Annotated in this window: 28 protein-coding genes and 1 riboswitch; of the genes, 4 read left to right on the plus strand and 24 right to left on the minus strand. The window is 40.2% G+C overall.

Features of this window, described 5'->3' with window-relative positions:
* Positions 1–106: 106 nt before the first annotated feature.
* Positions 107–595 carry an NUDIX hydrolase gene (locus tag J7J00_RS00890; protein ID WP_214786644.1) on the minus strand — a complete coding sequence of 163 codons (489 nt, stop codon included), beginning with the start codon at positions 593–595 and terminating at the stop codon, positions 107–109.
* Positions 596–685: 90 nt separating this feature from the next.
* On the opposite strand from J7J00_RS00890, the gene J7J00_RS00895 reads away from it, so the two are divergent.
* Positions 686–982, plus strand: coding sequence for a HesB/YadR/YfhF family protein (locus J7J00_RS00895; RefSeq protein WP_098371891.1), 297 nt, complete (start codon positions 686–688; stop codon positions 980–982).
* Positions 983–1,019: 37 nt separating this feature from the next.
* Here J7J00_RS00895 and J7J00_RS00900 read toward each other — a convergent pair whose 3' ends face one another.
* The 7 genes from J7J00_RS00900 to acnA all read right to left on the minus strand — a co-directional run bounded on the left by J7J00_RS00900 (position 1,020) and on the right by acnA (position 6,513).
* Positions 1,020–1,313, minus strand: coding sequence for a hypothetical protein (locus J7J00_RS00900; protein WP_214786647.1), 294 nt, complete (start codon positions 1,311–1,313; stop codon positions 1,020–1,022).
* A gap of 25 nt (positions 1,314–1,338) precedes the next feature.
* Positions 1,339–1,770 carry an acyl-CoA thioesterase gene (locus tag J7J00_RS00905; protein ID WP_137018482.1) on the minus strand — a complete coding sequence of 144 codons (432 nt, stop codon included), beginning with the start codon at positions 1,768–1,770 and terminating at the stop codon, positions 1,339–1,341.
* A 159-nt stretch (positions 1,771–1,929) separates the two neighbouring features.
* Complete coding sequence (tlp, locus tag J7J00_RS00910) at positions 1,930–2,175, minus strand: small acid-soluble spore protein Tlp (RefSeq protein WP_214786650.1); 246 nt, start codon at positions 2,173–2,175, stop codon at positions 1,930–1,932.
* Positions 2,176–2,233: 58 nt separating this feature from the next.
* A complete protein-coding gene (locus J7J00_RS00915) occupies positions 2,234–2,377 on the minus strand; it encodes an acid-soluble spore protein N (protein ID WP_034312422.1) in 144 nt (47 codons plus the stop codon).
* Positions 2,378–2,517: 140 nt separating this feature from the next.
* Complete coding sequence (locus J7J00_RS00920; RefSeq protein ID WP_072272906.1) at positions 2,518–2,646, minus strand: FbpB family small basic protein; 129 nt, start codon at positions 2,644–2,646, stop codon at positions 2,518–2,520.
* A 414-nt stretch (positions 2,647–3,060) separates the two neighbouring features.
* On the minus strand, positions 3,061–3,594 hold the full coding sequence (locus J7J00_RS00925; protein ID WP_214786653.1) for a TlpA disulfide reductase family protein: 534 nt from the start codon (positions 3,592–3,594) through the stop codon (positions 3,061–3,063).
* Positions 3,595–3,801: 207 nt separating this feature from the next.
* Positions 3,802–6,513: an aconitate hydratase AcnA gene (acnA, locus tag J7J00_RS00930; RefSeq protein WP_214786655.1), complete on the minus strand. Its 2,712-nt coding sequence runs from the start codon at positions 6,511–6,513 to the stop codon at positions 3,802–3,804.
* A gap of 385 nt (positions 6,514–6,898) precedes the next feature.
* Here acnA and sspO point away from each other — a divergent pair, with 385 nt between their 5' ends.
* The gene (gene sspO, locus J7J00_RS00935) at positions 6,899–7,051 is read left to right on the plus strand and encodes a small acid-soluble spore protein O (RefSeq protein ID WP_034312428.1); all 153 of its coding nucleotides are present in this window, start codon (positions 6,899–6,901) and stop codon (positions 7,049–7,051) included.
* Between the two features lie 142 nt (positions 7,052–7,193).
* On the opposite strand, the gene J7J00_RS00940 is transcribed toward sspO, so the two are convergent.
* Positions 7,194–7,457: a DUF3235 domain-containing protein gene (locus J7J00_RS00940; protein WP_214786657.1), complete on the minus strand. Its 264-nt coding sequence runs from the start codon at positions 7,455–7,457 to the stop codon at positions 7,194–7,196.
* A 113-nt stretch (positions 7,458–7,570) separates the two neighbouring features.
* Between J7J00_RS00940 and J7J00_RS00945 the strand changes: the two genes are divergently transcribed.
* Positions 7,571–7,714: a small acid-soluble spore protein P gene (locus J7J00_RS00945; protein ID WP_083450736.1), complete on the plus strand. Its 144-nt coding sequence runs from the start codon at positions 7,571–7,573 to the stop codon at positions 7,712–7,714.
* Positions 7,715–7,885: 171 nt separating this feature from the next.
* Here J7J00_RS00945 and J7J00_RS00950 read toward each other — a convergent pair whose 3' ends face one another.
* From J7J00_RS00950 to J7J00_RS01020, 15 genes are all read right to left on the minus strand, one after another.
* Complete coding sequence (locus J7J00_RS00950; protein WP_214786658.1) at positions 7,886–8,905, minus strand: thiazole biosynthesis adenylyltransferase ThiF; 1,020 nt, start codon at positions 8,903–8,905, stop codon at positions 7,886–7,888.
* The gene (locus tag J7J00_RS00955; RefSeq protein WP_076371424.1) at positions 8,902–9,669 is read right to left on the minus strand and encodes a thiazole synthase; all 768 of its coding nucleotides are present in this window, start codon (positions 9,667–9,669) and stop codon (positions 8,902–8,904) included. Before J7J00_RS00955 ends, J7J00_RS00950 begins: the two co-directional genes overlap by 4 nt.
* A 1-nt stretch (position 9,670) precedes the next feature.
* Positions 9,671–9,874, minus strand: coding sequence for a sulfur carrier protein ThiS (gene thiS / locus J7J00_RS00960; RefSeq protein ID WP_076371426.1), 204 nt, complete (start codon positions 9,872–9,874; stop codon positions 9,671–9,673).
* A 14-nt stretch (positions 9,875–9,888) separates the two neighbouring features.
* On the minus strand, positions 9,889–11,013 hold the full coding sequence (thiO, locus tag J7J00_RS00965; protein WP_214786660.1) for a glycine oxidase ThiO: 1,125 nt from the start codon (positions 11,011–11,013) through the stop codon (positions 9,889–9,891).
* Between the two features lies 1 nt (position 11,014).
* Positions 11,015–11,626, minus strand: a complete 612-nt coding sequence (locus J7J00_RS00970) for a DUF561 domain-containing protein (RefSeq protein WP_214786662.1) — start codon at positions 11,624–11,626, stop codon at positions 11,015–11,017.
* 41 nt (positions 11,627–11,667) lie between these two features.
* A complete protein-coding gene (locus J7J00_RS00975; RefSeq protein ID WP_214786664.1) occupies positions 11,668–12,444 on the minus strand; it encodes an energy-coupling factor transporter transmembrane component T family protein in 777 nt (258 codons plus the stop codon).
* A gap of 16 nt (positions 12,445–12,460) precedes the next feature.
* On the minus strand, positions 12,461–13,915 hold the full coding sequence (locus tag J7J00_RS00980; protein WP_214786666.1) for an ABC transporter ATP-binding protein: 1,455 nt from the start codon (positions 13,913–13,915) through the stop codon (positions 12,461–12,463).
* Positions 13,916–13,927: 12 nt separating this feature from the next.
* Positions 13,928–14,512: an ECF transporter S component gene (locus J7J00_RS00985; RefSeq protein ID WP_214786668.1), complete on the minus strand. Its 585-nt coding sequence runs from the start codon at positions 14,510–14,512 to the stop codon at positions 13,928–13,930.
* Positions 14,513–14,526: 14 nt separating this feature from the next.
* Positions 14,527–15,210, minus strand: coding sequence for a thiaminase II (tenA, locus tag J7J00_RS00990; protein WP_214786670.1), 684 nt, complete (start codon positions 15,208–15,210; stop codon positions 14,527–14,529).
* A 135-nt stretch (positions 15,211–15,345) separates the two neighbouring features.
* A riboswitch (TPP riboswitch) is annotated at positions 15,346–15,474 on the minus strand.
* 135 nt (positions 15,475–15,609) lie between these two features.
* Positions 15,610–16,356: an SDR family NAD(P)-dependent oxidoreductase gene (locus tag J7J00_RS00995; RefSeq protein ID WP_214786672.1), complete on the minus strand. Its 747-nt coding sequence runs from the start codon at positions 16,354–16,356 to the stop codon at positions 15,610–15,612.
* A gap of 52 nt (positions 16,357–16,408) precedes the next feature.
* Positions 16,409–18,046 carry an AMP-binding protein gene (locus J7J00_RS01000; RefSeq protein ID WP_214786674.1) on the minus strand — a complete coding sequence of 546 codons (1,638 nt, stop codon included), beginning with the start codon at positions 18,044–18,046 and terminating at the stop codon, positions 16,409–16,411.
* Between the two features lie 18 nt (positions 18,047–18,064).
* Positions 18,065–18,865 carry a 1,4-dihydroxy-2-naphthoyl-CoA synthase gene (gene menB, locus J7J00_RS01005; RefSeq protein WP_214786676.1) on the minus strand — a complete coding sequence of 267 codons (801 nt, stop codon included), beginning with the start codon at positions 18,863–18,865 and terminating at the stop codon, positions 18,065–18,067.
* Positions 18,866–19,034: 169 nt separating this feature from the next.
* The gene (locus J7J00_RS01010; protein ID WP_309487115.1) at positions 19,035–20,189 is read right to left on the minus strand and encodes an acyl-CoA dehydrogenase family protein; all 1,155 of its coding nucleotides are present in this window, start codon (positions 20,187–20,189) and stop codon (positions 19,035–19,037) included.
* A 269-nt stretch (positions 20,190–20,458) separates the two neighbouring features.
* Complete coding sequence (locus tag J7J00_RS01015) at positions 20,459–21,781, minus strand: sigma-54 interaction domain-containing protein (protein WP_214786678.1); 1,323 nt, start codon at positions 21,779–21,781, stop codon at positions 20,459–20,461.
* A gap of 5 nt (positions 21,782–21,786) precedes the next feature.
* Complete coding sequence (locus tag J7J00_RS01020) at positions 21,787–22,215, minus strand: MaoC/PaaZ C-terminal domain-containing protein (RefSeq protein WP_098371872.1); 429 nt, start codon at positions 22,213–22,215, stop codon at positions 21,787–21,789.
* Positions 22,216–22,325: 110 nt separating this feature from the next.
* On the opposite strand from J7J00_RS01020, the gene J7J00_RS01025 reads away from it, so the two are divergent.
* Positions 22,326–22,469: a hypothetical protein gene (locus J7J00_RS01025; protein WP_214786680.1), complete on the plus strand. Its 144-nt coding sequence runs from the start codon at positions 22,326–22,328 to the stop codon at positions 22,467–22,469.
* Positions 22,470–22,641 lie beyond the last annotated feature (172 nt).

A 22,641-nucleotide genomic window follows, 5' to 3' on the forward strand; every position in this document is an offset into this window, starting at 1 on the left:
TTTAGCTTTATAATTTTCAGAATCTTGCTTACCCCATTAAATATACCAATTCCCCGAATATTCTAGGAATCAAAATAGGCAAAAAAAAACCGCACTTGGGAGGTTTTTAATTGGTGAAGATCAATTCTTTTGCGAAATCAGGCAATGGCTTCTTTTTGACTGATATTAAGTGTTCATTTTCATAGGTACAGGCAAATTCTAGTGGTGGTTCATCCTGTAATATATCTTTTAGATAATACTTTATGTTGGACACAACTTCATTTGACTCCAAAACCCATTTATATGGCTTCCAGGCAAGTTCCCCTTCATCACAGGCAGATAGTCCGCCCCCTGCATCTTCAGCTCTGTAAACATACATTCCGCCCGTTTGATTCCATGTTACGATTCCTCGAAAGGCCATCGCCCGTACCTTCAATCCAGTTTCTTCAAGAATTTCCCGTTCCATCGATTCATCGATGGTTTCACCTTGTTCTATTTTCCCGCCTATACCATTCCATTTATGCCTATTCGGATTCTTTTGGCGAAATAGCATCAGCACTTCAACTTCGTTGGATTTTTTTCGAGTTATGAAACAAATATTATATATAATATCCATGGTTGTTTCCTTTCTTAAACGCACATTATTCGCATCTACTTCATAATTACTTTATACTTAAATAACGAACCTCTAGGAAGGAGAATTAGTATGAAACTGACCATTTCCGATCAAGCAGCCAAGTGGTATATTGATGAGCTAGGGCTTCAAGAAGGCTCTCATTTGCGCTTTTATGTAAGATATGGCGGGCATAGTACCGTCCAAAGCGGCTTTTCATTAGGTATCATGCAAGAAGAACCTGAAACAGCAGCAGCAGTTACAACTATGAATGAGATTAATTTTTATGTAGAAGAAAAGGATTTATGGTACTTTGATGATCACGATTTACTCATTACTTTTAATGAAAAACTGACTGAACCAGAATTCCACTATGAAAAGAGTGCCTGACAATAAAGCAGCGGTGTTAACTGCTGTTTTTTCTTGTTCAATCGAGCAGGCGCTCTTTTATATGTTCCGCCCTTAAAATTTCCGCTTGCTTGTCCCCTAAAAGATCGAAATGAGAATAGCCATCCTTCCTGTGGTGAATCCACTCTTTTTTAAGCCCGTATTTCTTACCCCACTCCGATAAACGCAGTAAATCTTTGCATCCCACTTTTGTAACCGTCTTACAGCCTGGAAATCGGTCATCTAGCCAATAATGAGTTAAAAAAGCTATTTGGCCTTGATCGATTTTCTGCTTCCAGGCTACTATGTCACCCCGTTTAATTCCAAAAGCCATTTCTTGATCACCTCATTAAATATAATTAAACCAATTCATCCTGCTTTTTATTTTTCTCATAGGCCTCATGCCATTCAGGATACATGCGTTTAATGGATATCGGGCGGAAGCTCTCCTTTTTAACGCAAACGTGAGAAGAATGACCTGTAGCCGCCACTTCATTTTTCCCATTAACGATCTCATACCCATAAATGACCCGTAAGCCGTCATACTTTTCAATCCAGGTTTTAACTTTTACCTTATCACCATATCTAACAGGGGTTTTATACGAAGCCTGAATATCCATAACAGGTGAGAGGATGCCATCCGCTTCCATATCAGCATAATAAAACCCTAAATCATTTATCAATTTTGTCCTGCCTAATTCCATCCATATAAAATAATTCGCATGGTAAACAACACCCATTTGATCTGTCTCTGCATACCGCACTTCAATTTCGTTTTCAGCTATGAACATTTTGTTTCCCCACTTTCATTTCTATTGCAATAAACATTCTACCATATCAAATGTGCAAATTTCATTTAAGCTGTCTTGATTGACTGCTTCCCTGCCATGAAAAACCAAAATTAAAGGGGAGAAAGATTTTGCGCCTCTTTCTCCCCTTTACTTAGTTGTTTAAATATTATCGTTTCTATAACCGCTTTCCCGTGCTTCTTGCTCATCTTGCATTTCTTCCTTCATTCCTTCAATGCTCTTTCTTCTTCGGTCATTTTTGGCCTCAATTGCCTGTTTCTCCACACCTGAAGAGAATGATAACGTTTCATTTGCAGCGGTTATGTTTTCTTCTGTATTTTGAATCGCATCCTGAATTTTTTCAACATTATCCAAACGGTTATCCTGATTGTGTTTATAAGAGCCCATTAATTTCACCTCATGTTTTTTTGTTTACATAATATTATTACGACTTTTTTATTAAGGATTACTCGCCTTTAGTTTGGATGACCTGAGCATGTTTGCCGGATTTGTCCTGCATTTTCTTACCGTTATTCCCACCCGCTGCTATTGGTTGTGTCCCTAGATGGCTCGGTCTAAAGTGTTTGGAATCTTTTTTTGGATTACCCATTTTATCGCCTCCTTCTCTTATCATGGATAAAAAAGAGGAAATTCATGAATGCCAGTTTTTGAAAAAAGCCATAAAAAAGAGCCAGCACTTTGAAGGGACCTTCATGGTACTGGCTCTTTTTAATATATTTTTTGCAAAACTTATTCAGCTTTTTGCATATGTTTTTTTTCAAGACGTTCTTCAAGTCTTTCCATTTGTTTAACGTCCATCAATAATTCCCTTTTGTTTTCTTTAATTAATTCTTCAAATGTCCTTTTTCTTTTTTTCATGCTTTTCACCTACTTATTTTAATATACTATTCAGTATTGCCAAATTAACGTAAAATTATGACTAAATGGTTTCCATCCCTAAAATTGTCATAATTATCAGATTTTTAACCCGATAAAGTTCCATTTCTCCACTCTCTATACTTTAACCCTTTTTTCATAAACATTAACCATATTTTTTTAAATTTTTTGATTTTTTCATTAAAATATGACAACTTTGTTAACATACAATAAAACGGAACCTCATAAAGGTCCCGTTCGACTGTAGTCAAATTTCGGTGAAAGGCTAATTGACCTACCTTTTTGTTCTGAAAAAAACGTTCCCGTTGTTTTTAAGAATATCCGCTCCCTTACCGCCGGCTGTCTGCCAAGTGACGCTAATTTCTTCAATACTGATGGAACCTCATAAAGGTTCCCCTACTGCATACTATTTATATTTCGTTCCATATCTTTAAGTTGCATGGCTGAAATTACCTTATTCCTGATAATGCCTTCTTTGTCGATGAAGTAAGTTGTTGGTATGCTAAGAATCTTGTAACGCTCATTCACTGGATTCTTGGCACTTTGACTGTCCAGCGGAATTGTAAAAGTAATTCCATTATCCTCTACAAATGCTTGTACATCGTTTTCGGGGTCAATATTGACGGCTAGAACGACGACATCATCACCAGCTTGCTGTGCATATTTCTCCATATCCGGCATTTCCTTCTTGCAAGGCGGACACCACGTTGCCCAAAAATTCAGCATTACCTTTTTACCCTTATAATCAGATAGTTCAACTTGTTTCCCATCCAAAGTTTTCAGGGAGAAATTCGGAGCTTTAGCTCCAATTTTCAATCCGCCCAAAGCATCTTTTTCGTCATTTCCCTTTGATTCATTATCCATCGCCTGCACGATCGCTACCGTAATAAGTGACAGTAAGGCCACCGAAGCAATAATTTTTTTAAGCATACTCGTCCTCCTAGTCCCATTACAATAAAAATATTAGTCCATTTCCAGAAATAGAACAACTTCCCTATTCCATCTTAACAATAAAAGGACATCCGGAAAAGTGTAATTCCTTCAAATCATATCATGATATCGCTTTGTTTCATAAACTTGACACAAAAAAAAGCGGTAAACCTGACAAGTAGGTTTACCGCTTTCTAAAAGCTGAAATTAGCCTTTTAATTTATTACGTAATACCATTTGAAGGATACCACCGTGACGGTAGTAGTCGATTTCGATTTCGGAATCGAAGCGAACAAGCACATCAAATTCTTTTACGTTTCCAGCTTCATCAGTAGCTGTAACTGTTACGATATCACGAGGTTTAACTGTTTCGTCGATTTTAACTGCAATCGCTTCTTTACCAGTCAATCCAAGCGTTTCAGCGTTTTCGCCTTCTTTGAATTGAAGTGGAAGAACACCCATTAATGCAAGGTTAGAACGGTGAATACGTTCAAAGCTTTCAGCGATGACTGTTTTGATGCCAAGAAGGTTAGTACCTTTCGCAGCCCAGTCACGAGAGCTTCCCATACCATAGTCTTTACCAGCGATGACTGCAAGACCAGTTCCATCAGCTTTATATTTCATACAAGCATCATAGATAGCCATTACATCGCCTGTTGGCCAGTAAGTTGTGTATCCACCTTCTGTACCTGGAGCAACTTGGTTACGGATACGGATGTTTGCGAACGTTCCGCGCATCATCGCTTCATGGTTACCACGACGAGAACCGTAAGAGTTAAAGTCACGTGGTTTCACACCGTTTTCACGAAGGTAGATACCAGCTGGTGTATCTTTACCGATTGCACCTGCAGGAGAAATGTGGTCAGTTGTAACTGAGTCACCGAATTTACCAACTACACGCAAACCGGAAAGTGGGTTAACTGAACCAGGTTCTGGTGATAATCCTTCAAAGAATGGAGGATTTTGAATGTAAGTTGATTTAGAATCGAAAGCATAAATCGCTTCGTTGCTAGTTTGGATTTCGTTCCAACGTTTGTTATCGTTGAATACCGTTTCGTATTCTTTACGGAATAACTCAGGTGTAACTGTTGCTTTAACAGCAGCGTTAACTTCTTCTTGTGATGGCCAGATGTCAGCAAGGTATACATCGTTACCATCTTTGTCTTTACCAAGTGAATCGTTGTTTAAATCAAAGTCCACAGTTCCAGCAAGAGCGTAAGCAACAACCAAAGTAGGAGAAGCAAGATAGTTTGCTTTCACAAGTGGGTGAATACGTCCTTCAAAGTTACGGTTACCTGAAAGTACTGATGTTACCAGAAGATCTGCTTCAGCAACAGCTGCTTCGATTTCGTCAGCCAATGGACCTGAGTTACCGATACATGTAGTACAACCGTAACCAACTACGTTGAATCCTAATTGGTCAAGGTATGGTTGAAGACCAGCATCACGAAGGTAACCAGTAACAACTTTAGAACCTGGTGCCAATGATGTTTTAACATAATCTGGAACAGTTAAGCCTTTTTCAACTGCTTTTTTAGCAATAAGACCCGCTCCAAGCATTACATATGGGTTAGAAGTGTTCGTACAGCTTGTGATTGCAGCAATTGCAATCGCACCTGTTTTCATTACCGTTTCTTTACCATCGGCAAATTTAACAGTTACTTCTTTATCCAATTCAGAATTGTCCATGCCGAAACCTTGGTTGCCCATAGGTGCATTGATAGCGTCATGGAAAGATTTTTTCATTTCAGAAAGTGGAATCAAATCTTGCGGGCGTTTAGGGCCTGAAAGGTTTGGTTCAATTGCTGAAAGGTCGATTTCCACAACATCATTGTATGCTGGATCTTCGTTTTCAGGAGAGTAGAACAATCCATTTTCTTTGCAGTATGATTCAACCACTTTAATTTGTTTTTCATCACGGCCTGTTAAGCGCATGTAATCGATCGCTTCTGCATCAACAGGGAAGAAACCAACTGTAGCACCGTATTCAGGAGCCATGTTAGCGATTGTTGCACGGTCAGCAAGTGGAAGGTATCCTACTCCTGGGCCGTAGAACTCAACGAATTTACCAACTACGCCGTGTGCACGAAGAACTTGTGTTACTTTCAATGCAAGGTCAGTAGCCGTTGTACCTTTAGGAAGTTCGCCAGTCAGTTTAACACCAACCACTTTTGGAACTGGGAAGTAAGATGGCTGTCCAAGCATGCCTGCTTCTGCTTCGATACCGCCGACACCCCAACCAAGAACACCAATACCGTTGATCATTGTAGTATGTGAATCTGTACCGAAAACAGAATCAGGGAATACTTCGAAGTCGCCGTTTGGAGTTTCAACAGCATGAACCACGTTTGCAAGGTACTCTAGGTTAACTTGGTGAACGATACCAGTTGCCGGTGGAACTGCACGATAGTTGTTGAATGATTTTTGAGCCCAGCTTAGGAACTGGTAACGCTCTGCATTACGTTCGAATTCAAGATCCATATTGGCATCAAGGGAATCCATTGTACCTGCTTTATCAACTTGTACAGAGTGGTCAATTACAAGGTCAACCGGGATTTCCGGGTTGATTTTGTCAGGATCTCCACCAAGTGCTGCGAAAGCATTACGTAAAGAAGCTAAGTCAACAACAACTGGAACACCAGTGAAATCTTGTAGGATTACACGTGATGGCTTGAACGGAACATCTATATCTTGTTGATCGCTTGTTCCCCATTTAGCAAGGTTCGCAACGTGTTCTTTTGTGATTACTCTTCCGTCCACTTGGCGAAGTACCGCTTCAAGTAATACTTTAATGGAATATGGAAGGCGTGATACTTTGCCATCCCCTGCTTTTTCAATAGCGTCTAGGCTGTAGTAGTTGTAGCGTTGCCCTTCAATTTCAAAGGACTTACGCGCTTGGTATACGTCATTTTTCGTCATGAATATTACCCCCTATTAAACTGTCAGAACTTATTCTGCACATAAAAGTAAAACCTGGTTCACTGAAACCATGTTTACTATAAATATAAATAAAAAAGTTAGTTTGTCGAATTTTCTCTCTCTTCTCCCACCCTAACTCTTCCTTCAACTTAATACTAATATAGAAATGAGTATAAGTAAATAACAAGAAAGTTATTGTTTTTGATAAGTTTCTCTTATAGAAAAAAATTCCCCACATATTAAAGTGCATTTAGGAAGCCTTGCTGATGTGCATTTTATTGAAAATACCCCAATTTGCAGCCTGGTAAATTATTCCGGCAAAACATATTAGCACTTCATACATAATCATTCAACATTATCGCATTCTATGGGTGGAGGTGTCGAAATGACAAAACAAAAGGCAAATCATGTTATACCAGGTATGAATGCTGCAAAAGCGCAAGGTAATGGAGCAGGATACAATGATGAACTGGGAAATGAACCGCCATTATCGGAAATGCAAAGGCAAAATAATAAAAAAAGAAAGAAAAACCAATGATTTCCCTCATTCCTAGGCTTTAAATAGGATAGGCTTTTTGAAATGGCAGATGTACTGCATTTTTTTCAAAAAGCCTATTCCATTCTAAAATCAGGAAACGCACAAGTAAAGCGCATGAACTCACGATGATGGAACCTGTCACTCAATAGTCCTCTGAATTGACCTCATTGACGATTGCCTGAATATCCTGTTCGAATTTTTTCAATTGTTCTTTCTGATGTTCGGAAGCGGTGACTAAAGCAGATCGTATTTGCTGATAGGCCTCGTTCACTTCCTGCTTCACATGGTTCAATTCCGTTCCGTAATTCGGTGCGTTCTTCTCAATGGATGAGTATACATCAAATACTTGTTGATAACTTTGCTGGGCTTCCTGGAAAGACCTTCGCTTATCTTGTTTATCCTGCATTTGGTTCAGCTCCTTAATTAGTGTCCATCCATAGCATGTACGACGTTTGCAAATATATGTATGTGAATAAAATTTCTCGGACTGATTATCTTAAGAGATAGGAGGGATCGCACATGAACAAAAACGATGGTAAAGATATTCGAAAAAATGCACCTAAAGGAAATAACCCAGGTCAACCTGCACCGTTAAGCGGTTCTCATAAGGTGAAAAACCGACAGCACTCCCGTCAGAAGCATAATAGCAGTCATGATATGTAGGCTGCTTAAATAAACGTTCCAAAACAAAGCGGTGCCGCCCAGAAAAGGCAGACACCGCTTTCGTTTTATGTTCGTTAAGCAAATATGTCACAAAAGGAATTTCCGATTCCTTCCTATTATAATGGCCACTGATTTTAACCTTTTAAGTTTTTGTCATTCCATTATTACATTTCAGCCAATATAACGATGATATAACGTTTTTGCTTCGGCAATATCTTTTGTTCCATGAATCAACGCCCGCCCATCTTTAAAAACGACCAACCGATGGGTTCCGACCGTAAATGAAAGTAAATAAGGATTCCTAACGATCCTACCACCTTGTGCGAGAAGATTTTTTTCGAGTTCCGCTAAGTCTCTTTCAAGATTCATCGCCGGCCGAATCTGGACAGAATCCCTTCCGCATAAAACGGCTGTTTTCGTTCGATTTGAATAGGAGAGATGGGGGTACGTTCGATTTGACCCGCATGACAAACAAGTATCTTTTTTTAATTGCCCTACATTTATGGATGAATGTTCATTTTTCCAAAGATCAAACGAAACGATTTTGTTTCTTAGTGATTCAAAATCTTCCACAAGGATTTTCAATGCTTCAGCCAGTTGATGGGCAACGACCATTTGAACAGTAGGGCTGATGATTCCCGCCGTATCACATGTCAGTCCCCCCATTGGAACCGTTTCCAGCAAACAATTCAAACATGGGGTCGCCTCTGGGATCACCGTGTAACTTATCCCATAACTCCCTACACAGGCCCCGTAAATCCAAGGTATTTTATATTTTTGCGCAGTATCGTTTATAAGCATCCTCGTATCGAAATTATCTGTGGCATCCAATATTAAATCCACGCCTTCAACAAGCTTCGCCAGTTCATCAACCGAAACATCCGCCACATGCGATTTTACGATAACGTCCGAATTTAGCGCATTCAAACGATTTTTCGCTGCCACTGCTTTCGGTATTCTTTTTTGTGCATCATCTTCACAATAAAGCTGTTGTCTTTGAAGGTTGCTCCACTCTACATAATCTCTGTCCACAATGGTGAGTTTCCCAATTCCTGCTCGTACAAGACCTTCTGCACTTCCCGTACCGAGAGCACCCGCTCCAATCACCAAAACGTGTTTTTTGCGAATTTTCAATTGCCCTTCTTCCCCTATAGGGCCAAAAAGTTCTTGACGCGAATAACGTTCATTCATCCAATGCTCAATCCTTCAACTGGGCTGCTTGCTATCGCGTAATCATTTTTTGCGATTCTTCCTGCTTCATACCCTAACCGACCTGCCTCAATGGCAAGTTTCATTGCTTTCGCCATTTTGACGGGGTCTTTTGCGCCGGAAACAGCAGTGTTAAGCAATACGCCATCCGCCCCTAATTCCATGGCGATTGCCGCATCGGAGGGTGTTCCAATCCCTGCATCGACAATTACTGGAACCTCTGATTGTTCCATGATGAATCGTAAGTTCAGTGGGTTTATTATGCCTTGACCAGAGCCAATTGGTGAAGCTCCAGGCATGATTGCATGGCACCCCACTTCTTCCAGGCGCTTAGCGAGCAACACATCATCCGAAGTATAGGGTAATACGGTGAATCCCAGTTTCACTAATTCTTCAGCAGCTTTTAAGGTTTCAATCGGATCCGGCAGCAGTGTTTTTTGACAGCCAATGACTTCTACCTTAATCATGTCACATAAGCCAGATGCCTTTGCAAGATGGGCTATGCGCACTGCTTCCTTGGCAGTTTTAGCTCCTGCTGTATTGGGAAGGAGTGTGTATTTTTTCAAATCAAGCTTTTCTAAAAAATTGGGCTGACTGGCTTCAAAAATATTCATTCTCCGGACCGCAAATGTTAATATTTCCGTCTCCGAAACCTCCACTGATTGCTTTTGAACATCGAAGTTTGGATACTTTCCGGTACCTAATAACAATCTTGAAGAAAATTCATAAGAACCTATCTTTAACATATCATCCGCCTCCCACAAAATGTACAATCTCTACCTTGTCTCCATTTGACAAAAGTGTTTCACTTAGACTTTCTTTTGCTAATATTTCATCATTCAATTCAACAATCACCACTTTTTGATGTAAATCAAAGTGTTGCAAAAGCCCTGTAACTGTTGATTCATCAGCAGGAATCCGTATTTTTTCCCCGTTAATAATCAATTCCAATTCATCCACCTCCATTAAGAAAAAAGGGTCTGTATCGAACGATCCAATCGAAAAGCGGACCATTCTGCATTTGTCTTCCTTTCTAAAAGATCAGCTATAAGTACACCTGTAATTGGAGAAAGCAGGATGCCATTCCTGTAGTGCCCCGTTGCAATGAAAAGTCCTTTGCATGCTGGATGTTCACCAAAGTACGGCAATCCGTCCCCTGTTTGGGGGCGTATACCTGCCCATGTCTTTTCCAATTCGGTTCCTTTAATCGCCGGAAGCAATTGCGTTGCCTTTTCTATTAACGTAGCAATCCCGTCAAGACTTACCTTTTGATCGAAAGTGTTCGCTTTAACCGTTGCCCCGACAATGATTCTTCCGCCAACTTTAGGCACAAGATAACAGCCATGTGAGAAGATTGTCTTTTCAAGCAATGGACGATCGGTCAGGACGGAAAAGCACTCACCCTTTACTGGATAACTGTCGAGTCTCATCCCTGATTTTTCAAGGAGGAAAGCACTCCAAGCCCCAGCTGCTACGATGACATTTTCACTTGAAAATCTACCTATGTTCGTGTCCACTCCAGTCACACATCCGTTTTCCGTAACTAAATCGGAGACATGGACAAATTCCTTTATATCTACACCAAGGGCAGCTGCAGATTCAGTAAAAGCGAGCGACAGCCTAGTGGCTGAAACTTGTCCATCCTTCGGAATGAACATGGCTCCCTTAATCTCATCTGATAGAAGCGGTTCCGTTTTCCTTATTTCGGCAGTCGATAGCCATTCAGCCTCAAGTCCCGCATCTTGCTGGACTCTGATCATGTTCTTCAACTCGGCTACCTGATCATTCGTTAGCGCCACCTTAAACATGCCCTTGTTCACTAATTCGATGTCTATTCCACTTATGTCTTTTAATTCTTCCGCCAGTGCAGGAAACATCCCCCTGCTTCGGCTTGCCAATGTAAAAAGTGGGTCATCAGCATCCAACTCGGATTGTGCCCCTAACATCCCGGCTGCAGCACTGGATGCTTTACTGGCGAGTCTATCTTTTTCCAATAAGAGGACCTTTTTACCTCGTTTGGCTAATTGAAAAGCGATGGATCCACCTATTACTCCTCCCCCAACAATGATTGCATCATATATGGAATTCATCTTATGTCTCCTTTCCCAAAGCCTTCGAATATTCTTTAACGGCTTTAATCGGATTTTCAGCTTCAAGCACACCTGACATGACGGCAATTCCGCGTGCCCCCGCATCAAGAACGACTTGGCAATTGAAAGGTGTTATTCCGCCTATCGCAATTATCGGAAGATTGACATTTCTTGTGATTGCATGAAGCTCCTTTACTCCCTTAGGAGGAAGTCCGATTTTTGAATCCGTTTCAAAAATATGTCCATAAATCGCGGAATTGGCCCCTTTGCTGAATGCAGTTTTCGCTTCATCCATGGAATGGATCGAACAGCCAACATTCATCCCTGGAAAAGCTCCTTTTACGACTCCCGCATCTAAACTATGAAAAGCCAATTGCACACCAAATACTTTGTGTACCCAGGCTACATCCACCCGGTCATTAATGACGATCTTAGAAAGCGGAATCTTATTATCATTTAATAGGGTCACTGCTCGATAGAGTTCCGATGCACTCATTTGCTTTTCCCTTAGATAAAAGAAATCAACATGTTCCTGAATGTTTGAAGCTATCTCCACAAACTTTTCAATTGGCTGTTTCCCAGTAGAAATAATATGCAATTCATGTGCATTCATACTAAGAACCCCTAACTAGTAAAGTTACAATCTCAAAAAAATCAAATAGATACTAACGGGAATTGAATCGATAGATAAAAGCCAGCCAACAGCAGGATGATAAAATACAAAATGAAACCATGATCCTTTTTTGAAAACCCAAATTCATAATAGTATGTTCGATCCCGAGTGTCTGTAAATCGCTTTGCCTCCATCGCAACCGCGATTCGGTGAGCACGTCTGATGCTTCCGGATAACAATGGGATGGAATAGGCTTTCATTTTAAAATATACCGATCTTATCCCTTTTCCTCTTTCGAAACCGCGTACCTTCATCGCGTTTCGTATCGTTTGGAACTCCTCCATCATGATGGGGATCAGCCTTAATGCCGCCATGAAACTATAGGCATATTTCGGTTTAAGCTTAACTTGCTGCATTAACGAATAAAACAAGTTCACTGGCCTCGTCGTTAAGGAAAAAGTTAAACCAAGGGCCGCAAAGAACAAAGCCCGAAAGCCCACCAGTAATCCCCTCATGAAACTTTCTTCCGTAATCGATATTAGGCCCCACTCAAACCAAAGCGTCTCACCTTGCCCGAATAATATCATTGCAGAAGAGGTGGATATAAAAATGAAACAAAAGGGAATCGACAAAAGTAAGATTCGTTTTATCGAATGCCCGGTAAAAAACAAAAATAAAAGTAATACGCCAATGGTCATATTCATCATATAATTCAGGTCATGAATGAATAACGCCACGATGCATAACACAATCAGTACACCAAGTTTAAGGCTTGGATTAATTCTATGGAGCCATGTTTCTGCATTTGAAACATTCATCTACATGACACTCCTTTTAAAGTGATAAAACTTTAGTCTCCAATAATCCGGCCTGTGCAATGTTTTCATCACTTATTACGTTTCCGTCCTTAACCGTCCAGATCCTGGTTGCAAAGTTTTTTGAAATTTGATCGTCATGAGTTACCATGATCACTGTTATTCCGCGCCTTCGATATTCCTCAAACCATTCCAGTAAAGCAAAGGTATTTTTCGAATCTTGGCCAAAGGTTGGCTCATCCAGGAGAATGATTTTTTTGTCTATTACGATTGAAGCAGCTACGCTTAAGCGACGCTTTTGACCCATTGATAATTGAAACGGATGTTTATCCCGATGTTCCTCAAGGCGGAACACTTTAAGCAATGTGCGGACTCTCTCATCTATTTCTTGTTGCGGCCTTTTGTCAATTCGCAATGAATAAGCAATCTCTTCATATACAGTATTGGCAACGAACTGAAACTCAGGATTTTGAAAGACAAACGTCATATGATCCGTTGGGTTTTTCACCCTTTTAATGGGGGTCCCCATTAATTCATACTTACCATTCGTTTTTATGAACTGCATCAGTGCATGCAACAGAGTACTCTTCCCCGCGCCATTTTCTCCCCTGATTACAATCCATTCCCCTGAATGAACCTTCAGCTCTTCAACCTTGATTTTTCCCTCTTTATTCCGAAAACCGCTAAATCCTTGCACATGCATAAGGAGTGAACCATCTGTAAATTGTTCACGAATGGGTGCATACTTCTGTATATATTCATCCCAAACACCAGGGAACCAAATTCCATGTTCTTTCATTTCATTTTTATATAGTGAAAGAATGGTGTCTCTTGGACCATCAGCCATGATTTGACCTTCATCGTTAAAAAGCACGATTCGTTCGATGAATTCTAAAACATGGTCAATTTTATGCTCGACGATAATAACCGTTTTGTCTCGTCCGACTTCCTTCAATAAGTCCCAAATTTCTTTTGTTCCTTCCGGATCAAGCATGGCGGTCGGTTCATCTAAAAATATCACTTCTGGTTCAAGGGCCAATACTGAAGCAATTGCCAGACGCTGCTTCATCCCGCCTGATAATGTTTCTATACTTGTATGGCCTAGGTTCAATCCTACATTACGGATATGATTTTGGATTTTCTCTTTCATTTCTTCTCTAGGGACGGAAAGATTCTCAAGTACGAAGGCAATTTCCTCATCGGCAAATGGCATGCAAAACTGACTATCAGGGTCTTGAAAAACATATCCCCATGAAGAAGGGCATTTCAATTTCTCAGCTTTCATCGGTACTTCGATGGAATTCGGAATCAATCCGCTTAACACTTGCAAAAGTGTGGATTTACCACATCCTGATGGCCCCAACAATAACACTTTTTCTCCTTTATCAAACGATAAGGATAGATCCTTGAATATCAAAGATTCATCACCGGGAAATTTCATCCTTAACTTCTCAACTGAAACGATTGGTTCCATGGCCCTCAACCTCTACTTTTGATCCAGTTCTGCATAATCTTTACTTGTAACCGGACGAACAAGATTGGTTACTCCTGTTGCTTCCAGAACTTTGACTAGATAATAGGCAGTCACACCTGCAAAGAATATGGAACCCATAAACCTCGCTATCATGAACAACAAAAGATTCCAAGCAGAAAGTGCACCTATTTCCCCGTATGCAAAATCCATTAGTACTGATGCAAGGCATGAAGCTACCGCAGCTAAAACAGCCACCGACATATTGAATTTTTTATATTTGAACGCCATGAACACCAGTTCCGCGAACAAACCTTGGACCACACCATATAACAGTACGGTCAGGCCCCAAGGAGAACCTAGAAAGAATTCCCCGGAAGCTGCAGCAATCTCCGCCAAAAGTGCCACACCCGGTTTCCTTAAAATTAAAAAGGCGACGGGGCCAGCTATAAACCACATTCCATAAATAAGTTGATCCAGATGTAATCCTAATGGTTTAACGGAATAGTAAATCGAACCCCAAAGGATATAAACGATTCCAAATGCTACCGCAATCACGATCGTGACTAATATATCCGTTAATTTCAATCCTCTTTTCATTATTTCATTCTCCTTTATACTTCTAGTGTTTCCTGATGCACAGGCCAAGTCTCTAAACGATAAGCCATTTCCCAAAATGAGTATTCATATTGGCTGCTAAGGATAAAATGCTCTTTCATTCTCTCCTTATCTTCATCTGTTACTTTTTCAGCAATCTCATCAAGCCTCGCAATTTGTTCTTCCACCAAAGTGCGGAACCACTCTCCTCCGTAGGCCGCTATCCATTCTTGATAAATCGGCTCTTCGGGTATGCACCCTTGCAGCTTTTCACCTATTTCATAATACAGCCAGTAACACGGCAAGATAGCTGCAATAACATCCCCTAAATGTCCCGAATAAGCTGCACGATACATATGGGAAGTATAAGCATAAGCAGTCGGGGCGGGTTTGAAATTTTCCCTTTCTTCTTTTGTGATGCCTAATCTCTCAGAAAAATTCTCATGAAGCTTCAACTCCGCTTCATATGTTCCTTGTGCATGGCCGGCAAGCCTGCTTGTTGTATGTAAATCTGTAGCTTTGACTGCCCCTAAAGCTTGAACCCTGGCAAAATGAGATAAATAGTAGGCATCTTGCATGACATAAAAACGAAAACACTCCAATGGTAATGTGCCATCTCCTATTCCTGCAACAAACGGGTGATTAAAACTAGCTTCCCAAATATGATCAACTTCCCGACGAACTTCCTCTGAAAACTTCATGTCCATTACCTCCAAATTGTATTTTTCAATGAATCTTACAGAAAAAAAACTTTTATCACCCCTTTTTTTGCAAACAAAAAACCACTTTCTTAAACGTAAAGAAAGTGGTTGTACTTGAAAAAATACAGAAACGTATTGTTCCAGACCCCACTTCCCTACGCTGGTATAAACCAGATCAGGTTCTAAGGGTCTTAAAGTCATACTTTAATCTCAGCTTCTGCGGTAAAAACATCTTTTACCTATAAAGCACCCCTAGTGGTACAAATTGTATATTTAATTTTCATTTGCCTTTATATTAACACGATAAATCCAATTGTCAAACGTATTAGAAAAAGTTTTCAACCTAATGCTTTAGGTTTACTAGCCTTTCAATTTTGTATAACCACCTAACTTGATTGATTAAACCATTGTTAATCCACCATTTACGGAAAGTGTTTGCCCCGTAATATACCCTGCATCTTCCGAAACGAAATAGGCAACGGCACTGGCAATGTCCTCTGGTTGAGCTAGCCGACGAAACGGAATCGCTTTTTCCAAGGCGCCTGCTATACCTTCATTATAAGAGCCTATTTCTTGAAATAGGGGCGTATCAGCAGGACCTGGCGCAATACAATTGATGTTGAGTTTGTGACGTGCCATTTCTCTTGCTATCGTTTTTGTAAAGGCAATCACTCCTCCCTTAGCAGCCGAATAAACTGCCTCTCCACTTGATCCTACTCTAGCCGCATCGGATGCAATATTCACTACCTTTCCGTAACCATTTTCAATCATGAGAGGTAAAATTTCCTTGCAAGTATGGATCTGCCCAAGTAAATTAATATCGATAATCCTTTTCCAAGTGCTAGGATCACTCTTTAAAAAAGGTTCCACCTTATCCCAGCCTGCATTATTAACCAATATATCTATTCTATGATAATGGTTCACTGATTCTTCAACGGCTTTTTTAACACTTTCTAATTTCGTTACATCACAATGGACCGCTCTAGCTTCAAAACCCGACTTTTCGATTAAAGAAACCGTTTCCTCAGCATTTTTATAATTTATATCAGCCACTATGATGTTAAAATTGCGAGAAGCCAATTTTTTTGCAATCTCTCTGCCTATTCCGCTTCCAGCACCGGTAATAAATGCCACTCTTTTATTCATCATATTTCCCTCCACTTTCACCATTTAGTCAATATGGATTTATTTAAGTTGCTTATATATTGTCGATTATCTTTTCATTTATCATTTCCCGGAGCCGGAATTTCTGGATTTTCCCGCTTGCCGTACGAGGAAATTCATCCATTATTTCAAGAAATTCAGGCCAATATTGTTTGGCCAAACCCTTTTCCGAGAGAAATTCCTGCATGGAATCCATCGTGATCGGGCTCTTGCCCATTTTCATGCTGATACATGCACATGCTTTTTCCTGAAGACGGGAATCTGGAACAGCAATAACCTGAGCGCTAGAAATATCCGGGTGTTCATATAATACATTTTCAACATAAGCGACTGGAATATTTTCACCGCCACGTATGATTATGTCTTTGTTTCTTCCAGAAATCCGAATATATCCGTCTTCATCAATGAATGCTCGATCACCGGTAATGAACCATCCGTCACTATACTCAGCTAAAGTATCATCGATTTGTTTAAAATAGCCGACAAAAAGAGCCGGACCCTTTACTAATAAAGAACCTTCTATATTCGGGGCACAGACCTCCCCTTCAAAATCGACGACCTTTAGTTCCATTCCCGGAAACGGAATTCCGTCGGTATTCGTCAGTTTTTCTTCTGGATCTTCAAGTCTCGTCAAGGTTACCAAGCCATCTTCTGTTTGCCCCCATCCTGACAATATCTTGAACGGTACTTTTTCCATGGCTTCCTTTACTAAATGCCTGGGAATCGGGGCACCTAAAGCTACGAAGACTCGTAGCGAATTAAGGTCATACCTTTCTATCCCCTCCATTTGAACCGTATCTTGCAGAAAAGGAGTGGCTCCGGCCGTAAACGTTATCTTTTCCCTCTCAACCCAATCAATAAATTCTCTCGGATTCCAAATGTCTTGATAGACTCCCGTACCTCCAATATGAGTAGGGAGCCTAACTCCATAACCAAAACCTGTTTGATGGGCGAACGTTGACGCCATGAAAAGAACATCATCGGATGTTAACTGTAAGCGGTCAATCCAAAAATTCGTTGATATACAAAGAGTATTATGTGTATGCATAACTCCTTTTGGACTCCCTGTGGTTCCCGAGGTAAAGATAATTTCAGTCACATCATTGGGGTCATGTGTGATTTCATCCAAAATGGATGAATCCATCCGGTCTTCCCAAGGTTCCTCAAATAAGGAGGAGAACAGTTTCATCCCATTCGGCGCACTGTCACCGATCACATATTTATGTTTCATTGATGGCCATTGATGACTTAGTCTTTCAATCATGTCAGGGTAATAAAACCCACGGAAATACTCTGGTACAACAATCATTTTAGATTCTGCCATCCCAACCATATAGCCAATTTCCCTATCTCGATAAATAGGTATCAATGGATTACTAATGGCACCGATTCTTGTAACAGCATAGTGCAAGATTATAAATTCATTCCAGTTAGGCAGTTGAAAAGAGACAACATCCCCCTTACCCAATCCTATATGCAAGAGACCCAAAGCGATCCGATCGACCAACTTACCAAGCTGCTTGTAAGTAAAACTACTTTTTTTATCGATAATCGCCATCTTATCTGGATGCTTTACTATAGCATCATTCAAATAATCCAAGATGGTTCGGTTTGGCCAAACGCCTTGAAATTCCCCCACATATTCCTGAGTCAAAATCGTCTCCAATTTCACCAGTTTTCATCCCCCTCATCAACCTCTGAATTTTTTAAAATCTACAGGCCTCTTTTCTAGGAAGGCGTTTTTTCCTTCTTCCGATTCTTTTGTATTGTAAAACATCGCTAAACTGCCCATCGATAGTTGAGAAATCCCTTGAATGTTGGCACTATCTGCATTAAAGGAATATTTGAGCATTTTTAGCGCAGTAGGACTCTTTTCAAGGATCTTTCTTGCCCATTCTTCTGCTGCCTCGTGAAGTTGTTCCGAGGCAACGATTTTGTTTACAAGTCCCATTTCTTTTGCTTCTTGTGCAGAATATTGTTCACATAAATACCAGATTTCCCTTGCTTTCTTTTCTCCGACAATTCGTGCTAAATAAGCTGAACCAAAACCTGCATCATAACTACCGACCTTTGGTCCACTCTGGCCAAATTTTGCCGTGTCAGAAGCAATTGTTAGGTCACAAATGACATGAAGGACATGCCCGCCTCCGATGGCAAACCCATTAACCGCTGCAATGACCGGCTTAGGAATGTTGCGGATCGTTTGGTGCAGCGTTTCGATTTCCAGTCCCATTCCGCCACCTAAACCACCCGAATGATTATATCCCCCTTCTTCTCCCTTTTCTTTTTGATCTCCACCTACACAAAATGCCTTCTCACCTGCTCCAGTCAGAATCACTATACCAACACGATTATCATCCCAAGCGTCCCGGAAAGCCCAAATTAATTCCTGAATGGTTCTGGCACGAAAAGCATTGTAAACTTTAGGTCTGTTCATTGTTATCTTTGCAATTCCACCTTTTTTTTCATAGATTACATCAGTTAATTCCATCGTTTTCATTCCCTTCATTATCTCAGTCTATTAAGGATGTTTTGCCTTGTATCACATCAATTCACTGTTAATTACGAACTTAATCGGTACCTAATACGACTGCAAATAATTTCGATTTCTTCGTAATAATTTCCGTTTCAACTGAATGTAAAAATACTAATCCATTGGATTAATGAGAACGGAACTCCTTTCCTATAATGTCCTTTGCAATGACCATCATATTGGCTTGTGCAGTGCCATCACCAATTTCCAACCCAATCACATCACGCAAGCGTTGCTCAAGAGGCATTTCCTTCGTATAAGCATAATGACCATTCAACAATAAACATTCATGGATAGCTTCTACACTATATTTAGGACCTAACCACTTAACGGAAGCCGATTCTTTACTATGATTCAGCCCTTGGTCACGAAGCCAAAGTCCTCGGTAGGCTTGCCACTTCACCAGTTCTAATTGGGTATAGTGGGTCACAATGGGGAAGGAGACTCCTTGATATGTCGCCAACGGTTTACCAAATGAATGTCTGATTTTCACATATTCGATGGTTTCATCGATACTTTGTGAAGCGGTGCCCACACATTGCAGCCCTATTAACAGCCGACTTAAATCGAACCCATTCATCACTTGGGAAAACCCTTTATTTTGAAGACCGATCCTATACTCTTCCGGAATCTCGACATCGGTTAAATATATCGAACCTCTTCCAATGGGGATATTCCCCATGTCCGTGTACCCTCTACATTCAACACCCGGAATATCGGCAGGAACCATGAAAGCACTTATCCCTCGATTTCCCCGTTCAGGTTCCGTCTTTGCAAATAAAACAAAGGCATCTCCACACATAGCTACACTTATTCCAGACTTTTCTCCATTAAGCACATACTTATTCCCTTTATGTACAGCTGTTGTTTTAATTCCGCCTGCATCCGTACCGGCGGATGGCTCCGTAATGGCAATTCCAACAATTTTTTCACCACTTGATATTTTGGGAAGCCACTCCTTTTTCAGTTCCTCGCTAGCGTGATTATTGATAATTTCACCGATTAATGCATTCAACATCACCGCGTAAGTGAGATTGAAATCACCACGACCTATCTCCTCAGCAGCTATCCCCGTTGTCACACAGTCCGCACCGCTTCCGCCATATTCCACTGGAATCCGGAGACCATTCACGCCAAGTTCCCCTAGCATTTTCCACAAATGTTTTGGAGTAATCTCTTCGCGATCCCATTTTGTATAATGTGGAAGCAACTCTTCCTTCGCAAATTCTTTCAATATTTTACGAAAATAATCTTGTTCTTCCGTAAATGAAAAATTCAGCACATCATTACCCCCCTGATTAATTACTAATTTATCTGACACCTATATTTTGAACATTCTACTAAACATGAAACCTCTTACATGACAAACTATTATTGCAAGTTGTGTGCCAACTTGAATCCGCTGCATATTTGGCCATAGTTTCCAAAACCTTTCGCATGTTTGCATTTTTCTCATTTCTGCAAATCAAATTTGCGAAACTTCAAAAAAAATACACACTTTATAAGTGTGCTCTAATGGTTACCCTGATTACATTTCATTGGATGATACCGCTATTTCAATTTGTATTTGGCAATTTTCCTATATAAACTAGCAACATGAATTTTCAGCTTTTGAGCTGCTAAAGAACGATCCCCTTCCGAATCTTTTAATGCTCGCTGAATGGCGGATTTTTCAGCATTACCTACAATTTCATCCAACGTACCGGTCATAGAATTATCCATAGATGAGGGAACCTCCAATATGAAATTAGGTGTAAAATATAAAGAATCCAGAGTTAGAGTCCCTCCATCTACGATATTCATTCCGCGTTCGATTATCGCTTTGATTTCACGGATGTTACCAGGCCATTCATATTGGATAAGCCAATCTTGGAGTTTAGGATCAATTTCTTTCACATCGGACCCTAACTTGTTATTGAAATACTCGATGAAATGATATGCCAGAGGAAGAATATCTTCGTGCCGCTCCCTTAAAGAAGGAATTTTCAATTCAAAAACATAAAGTCGATAATATAAATCTTGGCGGAATTTCCCTTCTTGAATAAGGGTTCTTAAATCCCTGTTCGTCGCCGCGATAATACGTATATCAACATTTTTAGTCCCCGTCCCGCCTAGTCTTTCCACTTCCCTTTCCTGTAAAACTCGTAATAGCTTTCCTTGAGCCTGATAAGGCAATTCAGAAATCTCATCTAAAAACAACGTACCATTTTGGGCTAATTCTATTTTTCCAGGCTTACCTTCTTTTTTCGCCCCGCTAAAAGCGCCAGCTTCATAACCAAAAATCTCCGATTCAAATAATTCATCTGGAATCGCGGCACAATTTACCGGCACAAAAGCCTGTGCTTTTCTTGTACTCAAACTATGGATCGCTTGGGCAAAAAGTTCCTTTCCCGTTCCCGTTTCCCCTGTAAGCAGTACTGTTGAACTGCTAGTAGCTATTCTGGCGGCCAGCTCTTTTACCCTCCCAATCTCCTTACTCTTGCCAACAATCTCTTCGAAGCTATATCGACTTTGAACCACGGAATTTTTCTTGGCTTTATTCTTCTCCAAAGAGTTAGCAAAATACACTAAATCACTGTATTCCAGTTCGTCTTGGCGGATTATTACGGTATAAATGGTATCAGCTTCTCTTCGAAATACCCTTATAAAACAAGAGTGTCCGCTGATCACACCAGAAAACACATGTTTGTGGGCCAGACCTTTCAAAGAAAAGTTGGAAGAAGTGTGAATGACTCTCGTAATGGACTTTCCTATCAAATCAGTCGGCATAATCATGAAATATTCATAAAAATCAGCAGTGGCGCCTATAATTCTTCCATTTTCATCAACTTCAATTGATCCCCAATTCCTTATTACGTTTTTAACATTTTCCATTCACATCACCTAATACCTTGATTACTTAAGACAAAGATTACAACTTGACCCTTAATGACTTCAATTCCTGCCTGATTAAAACAAGTCACCTTTTGCGTAACCCAATCTCTATTCAAATTAATATCAATGACCTCCAGTTCCGCTGAAATCATATCGCCTATATGTACTGGATGATAAAAGACCAATTCCTTTTGTAAAAGTATACAGGCACTACCAGGGAGTTTTTCACTGATCACTTGAGTGATAAGGCCTTCCGTTAACAAACCAGGTACAACCGGCTTGCTGAAATTACTTTTCCATGCTTCTTTATTCACTTGATAAATCGGACTATAATCTTTTGTTAATTCATTACATAATTTTACGTCAGATTCATTAAATGTACGTTGCATACTAGCAACCTGGCCGATGAACAAATCAGTGATTGTTAAACTCATAACACCTCTCCTTATTTTTTCAGAATATTCAATTTTAATATACTACTAACTATACATAACTTTCCCATGAAATACTATAAAATGGGAGTTCGTTTGTAGTTTTACGCGAATTGGGATGGTTTACCCTTGAGCTTGGCCTGTTTACTCATGAATTTGGATGGTTACACATGAATTTGATTGGTTTACCAGTGAGTTCAGCCGGCTTCCTTCGTGAATTTGGGTGGCTTACTCGTGAGTTTGTTGTTTCCTCGTGAATTTGGCGGTATTACTCGTGAGTTTAGATAGTTTACTCGTGAATTTGGCGGTTTTACTCGTGAGTTTTGCCGATTTACTCGTGAATTCTTTTATTTTCTAAGCTATGTTAATGGATATTGTTGATTTTCATAATAAAAAAGAGAACTCAATAATTTGAAGTGAACCCAAAAA

The sequence above is a fragment of the Bacillus sp. ISL-4 genome, assembly GCF_018613275.1.
Classification (GTDB): domain Bacteria; phylum Bacillota; class Bacilli; order Bacillales; family DSM-1321; genus Peribacillus; species Peribacillus simplex_E.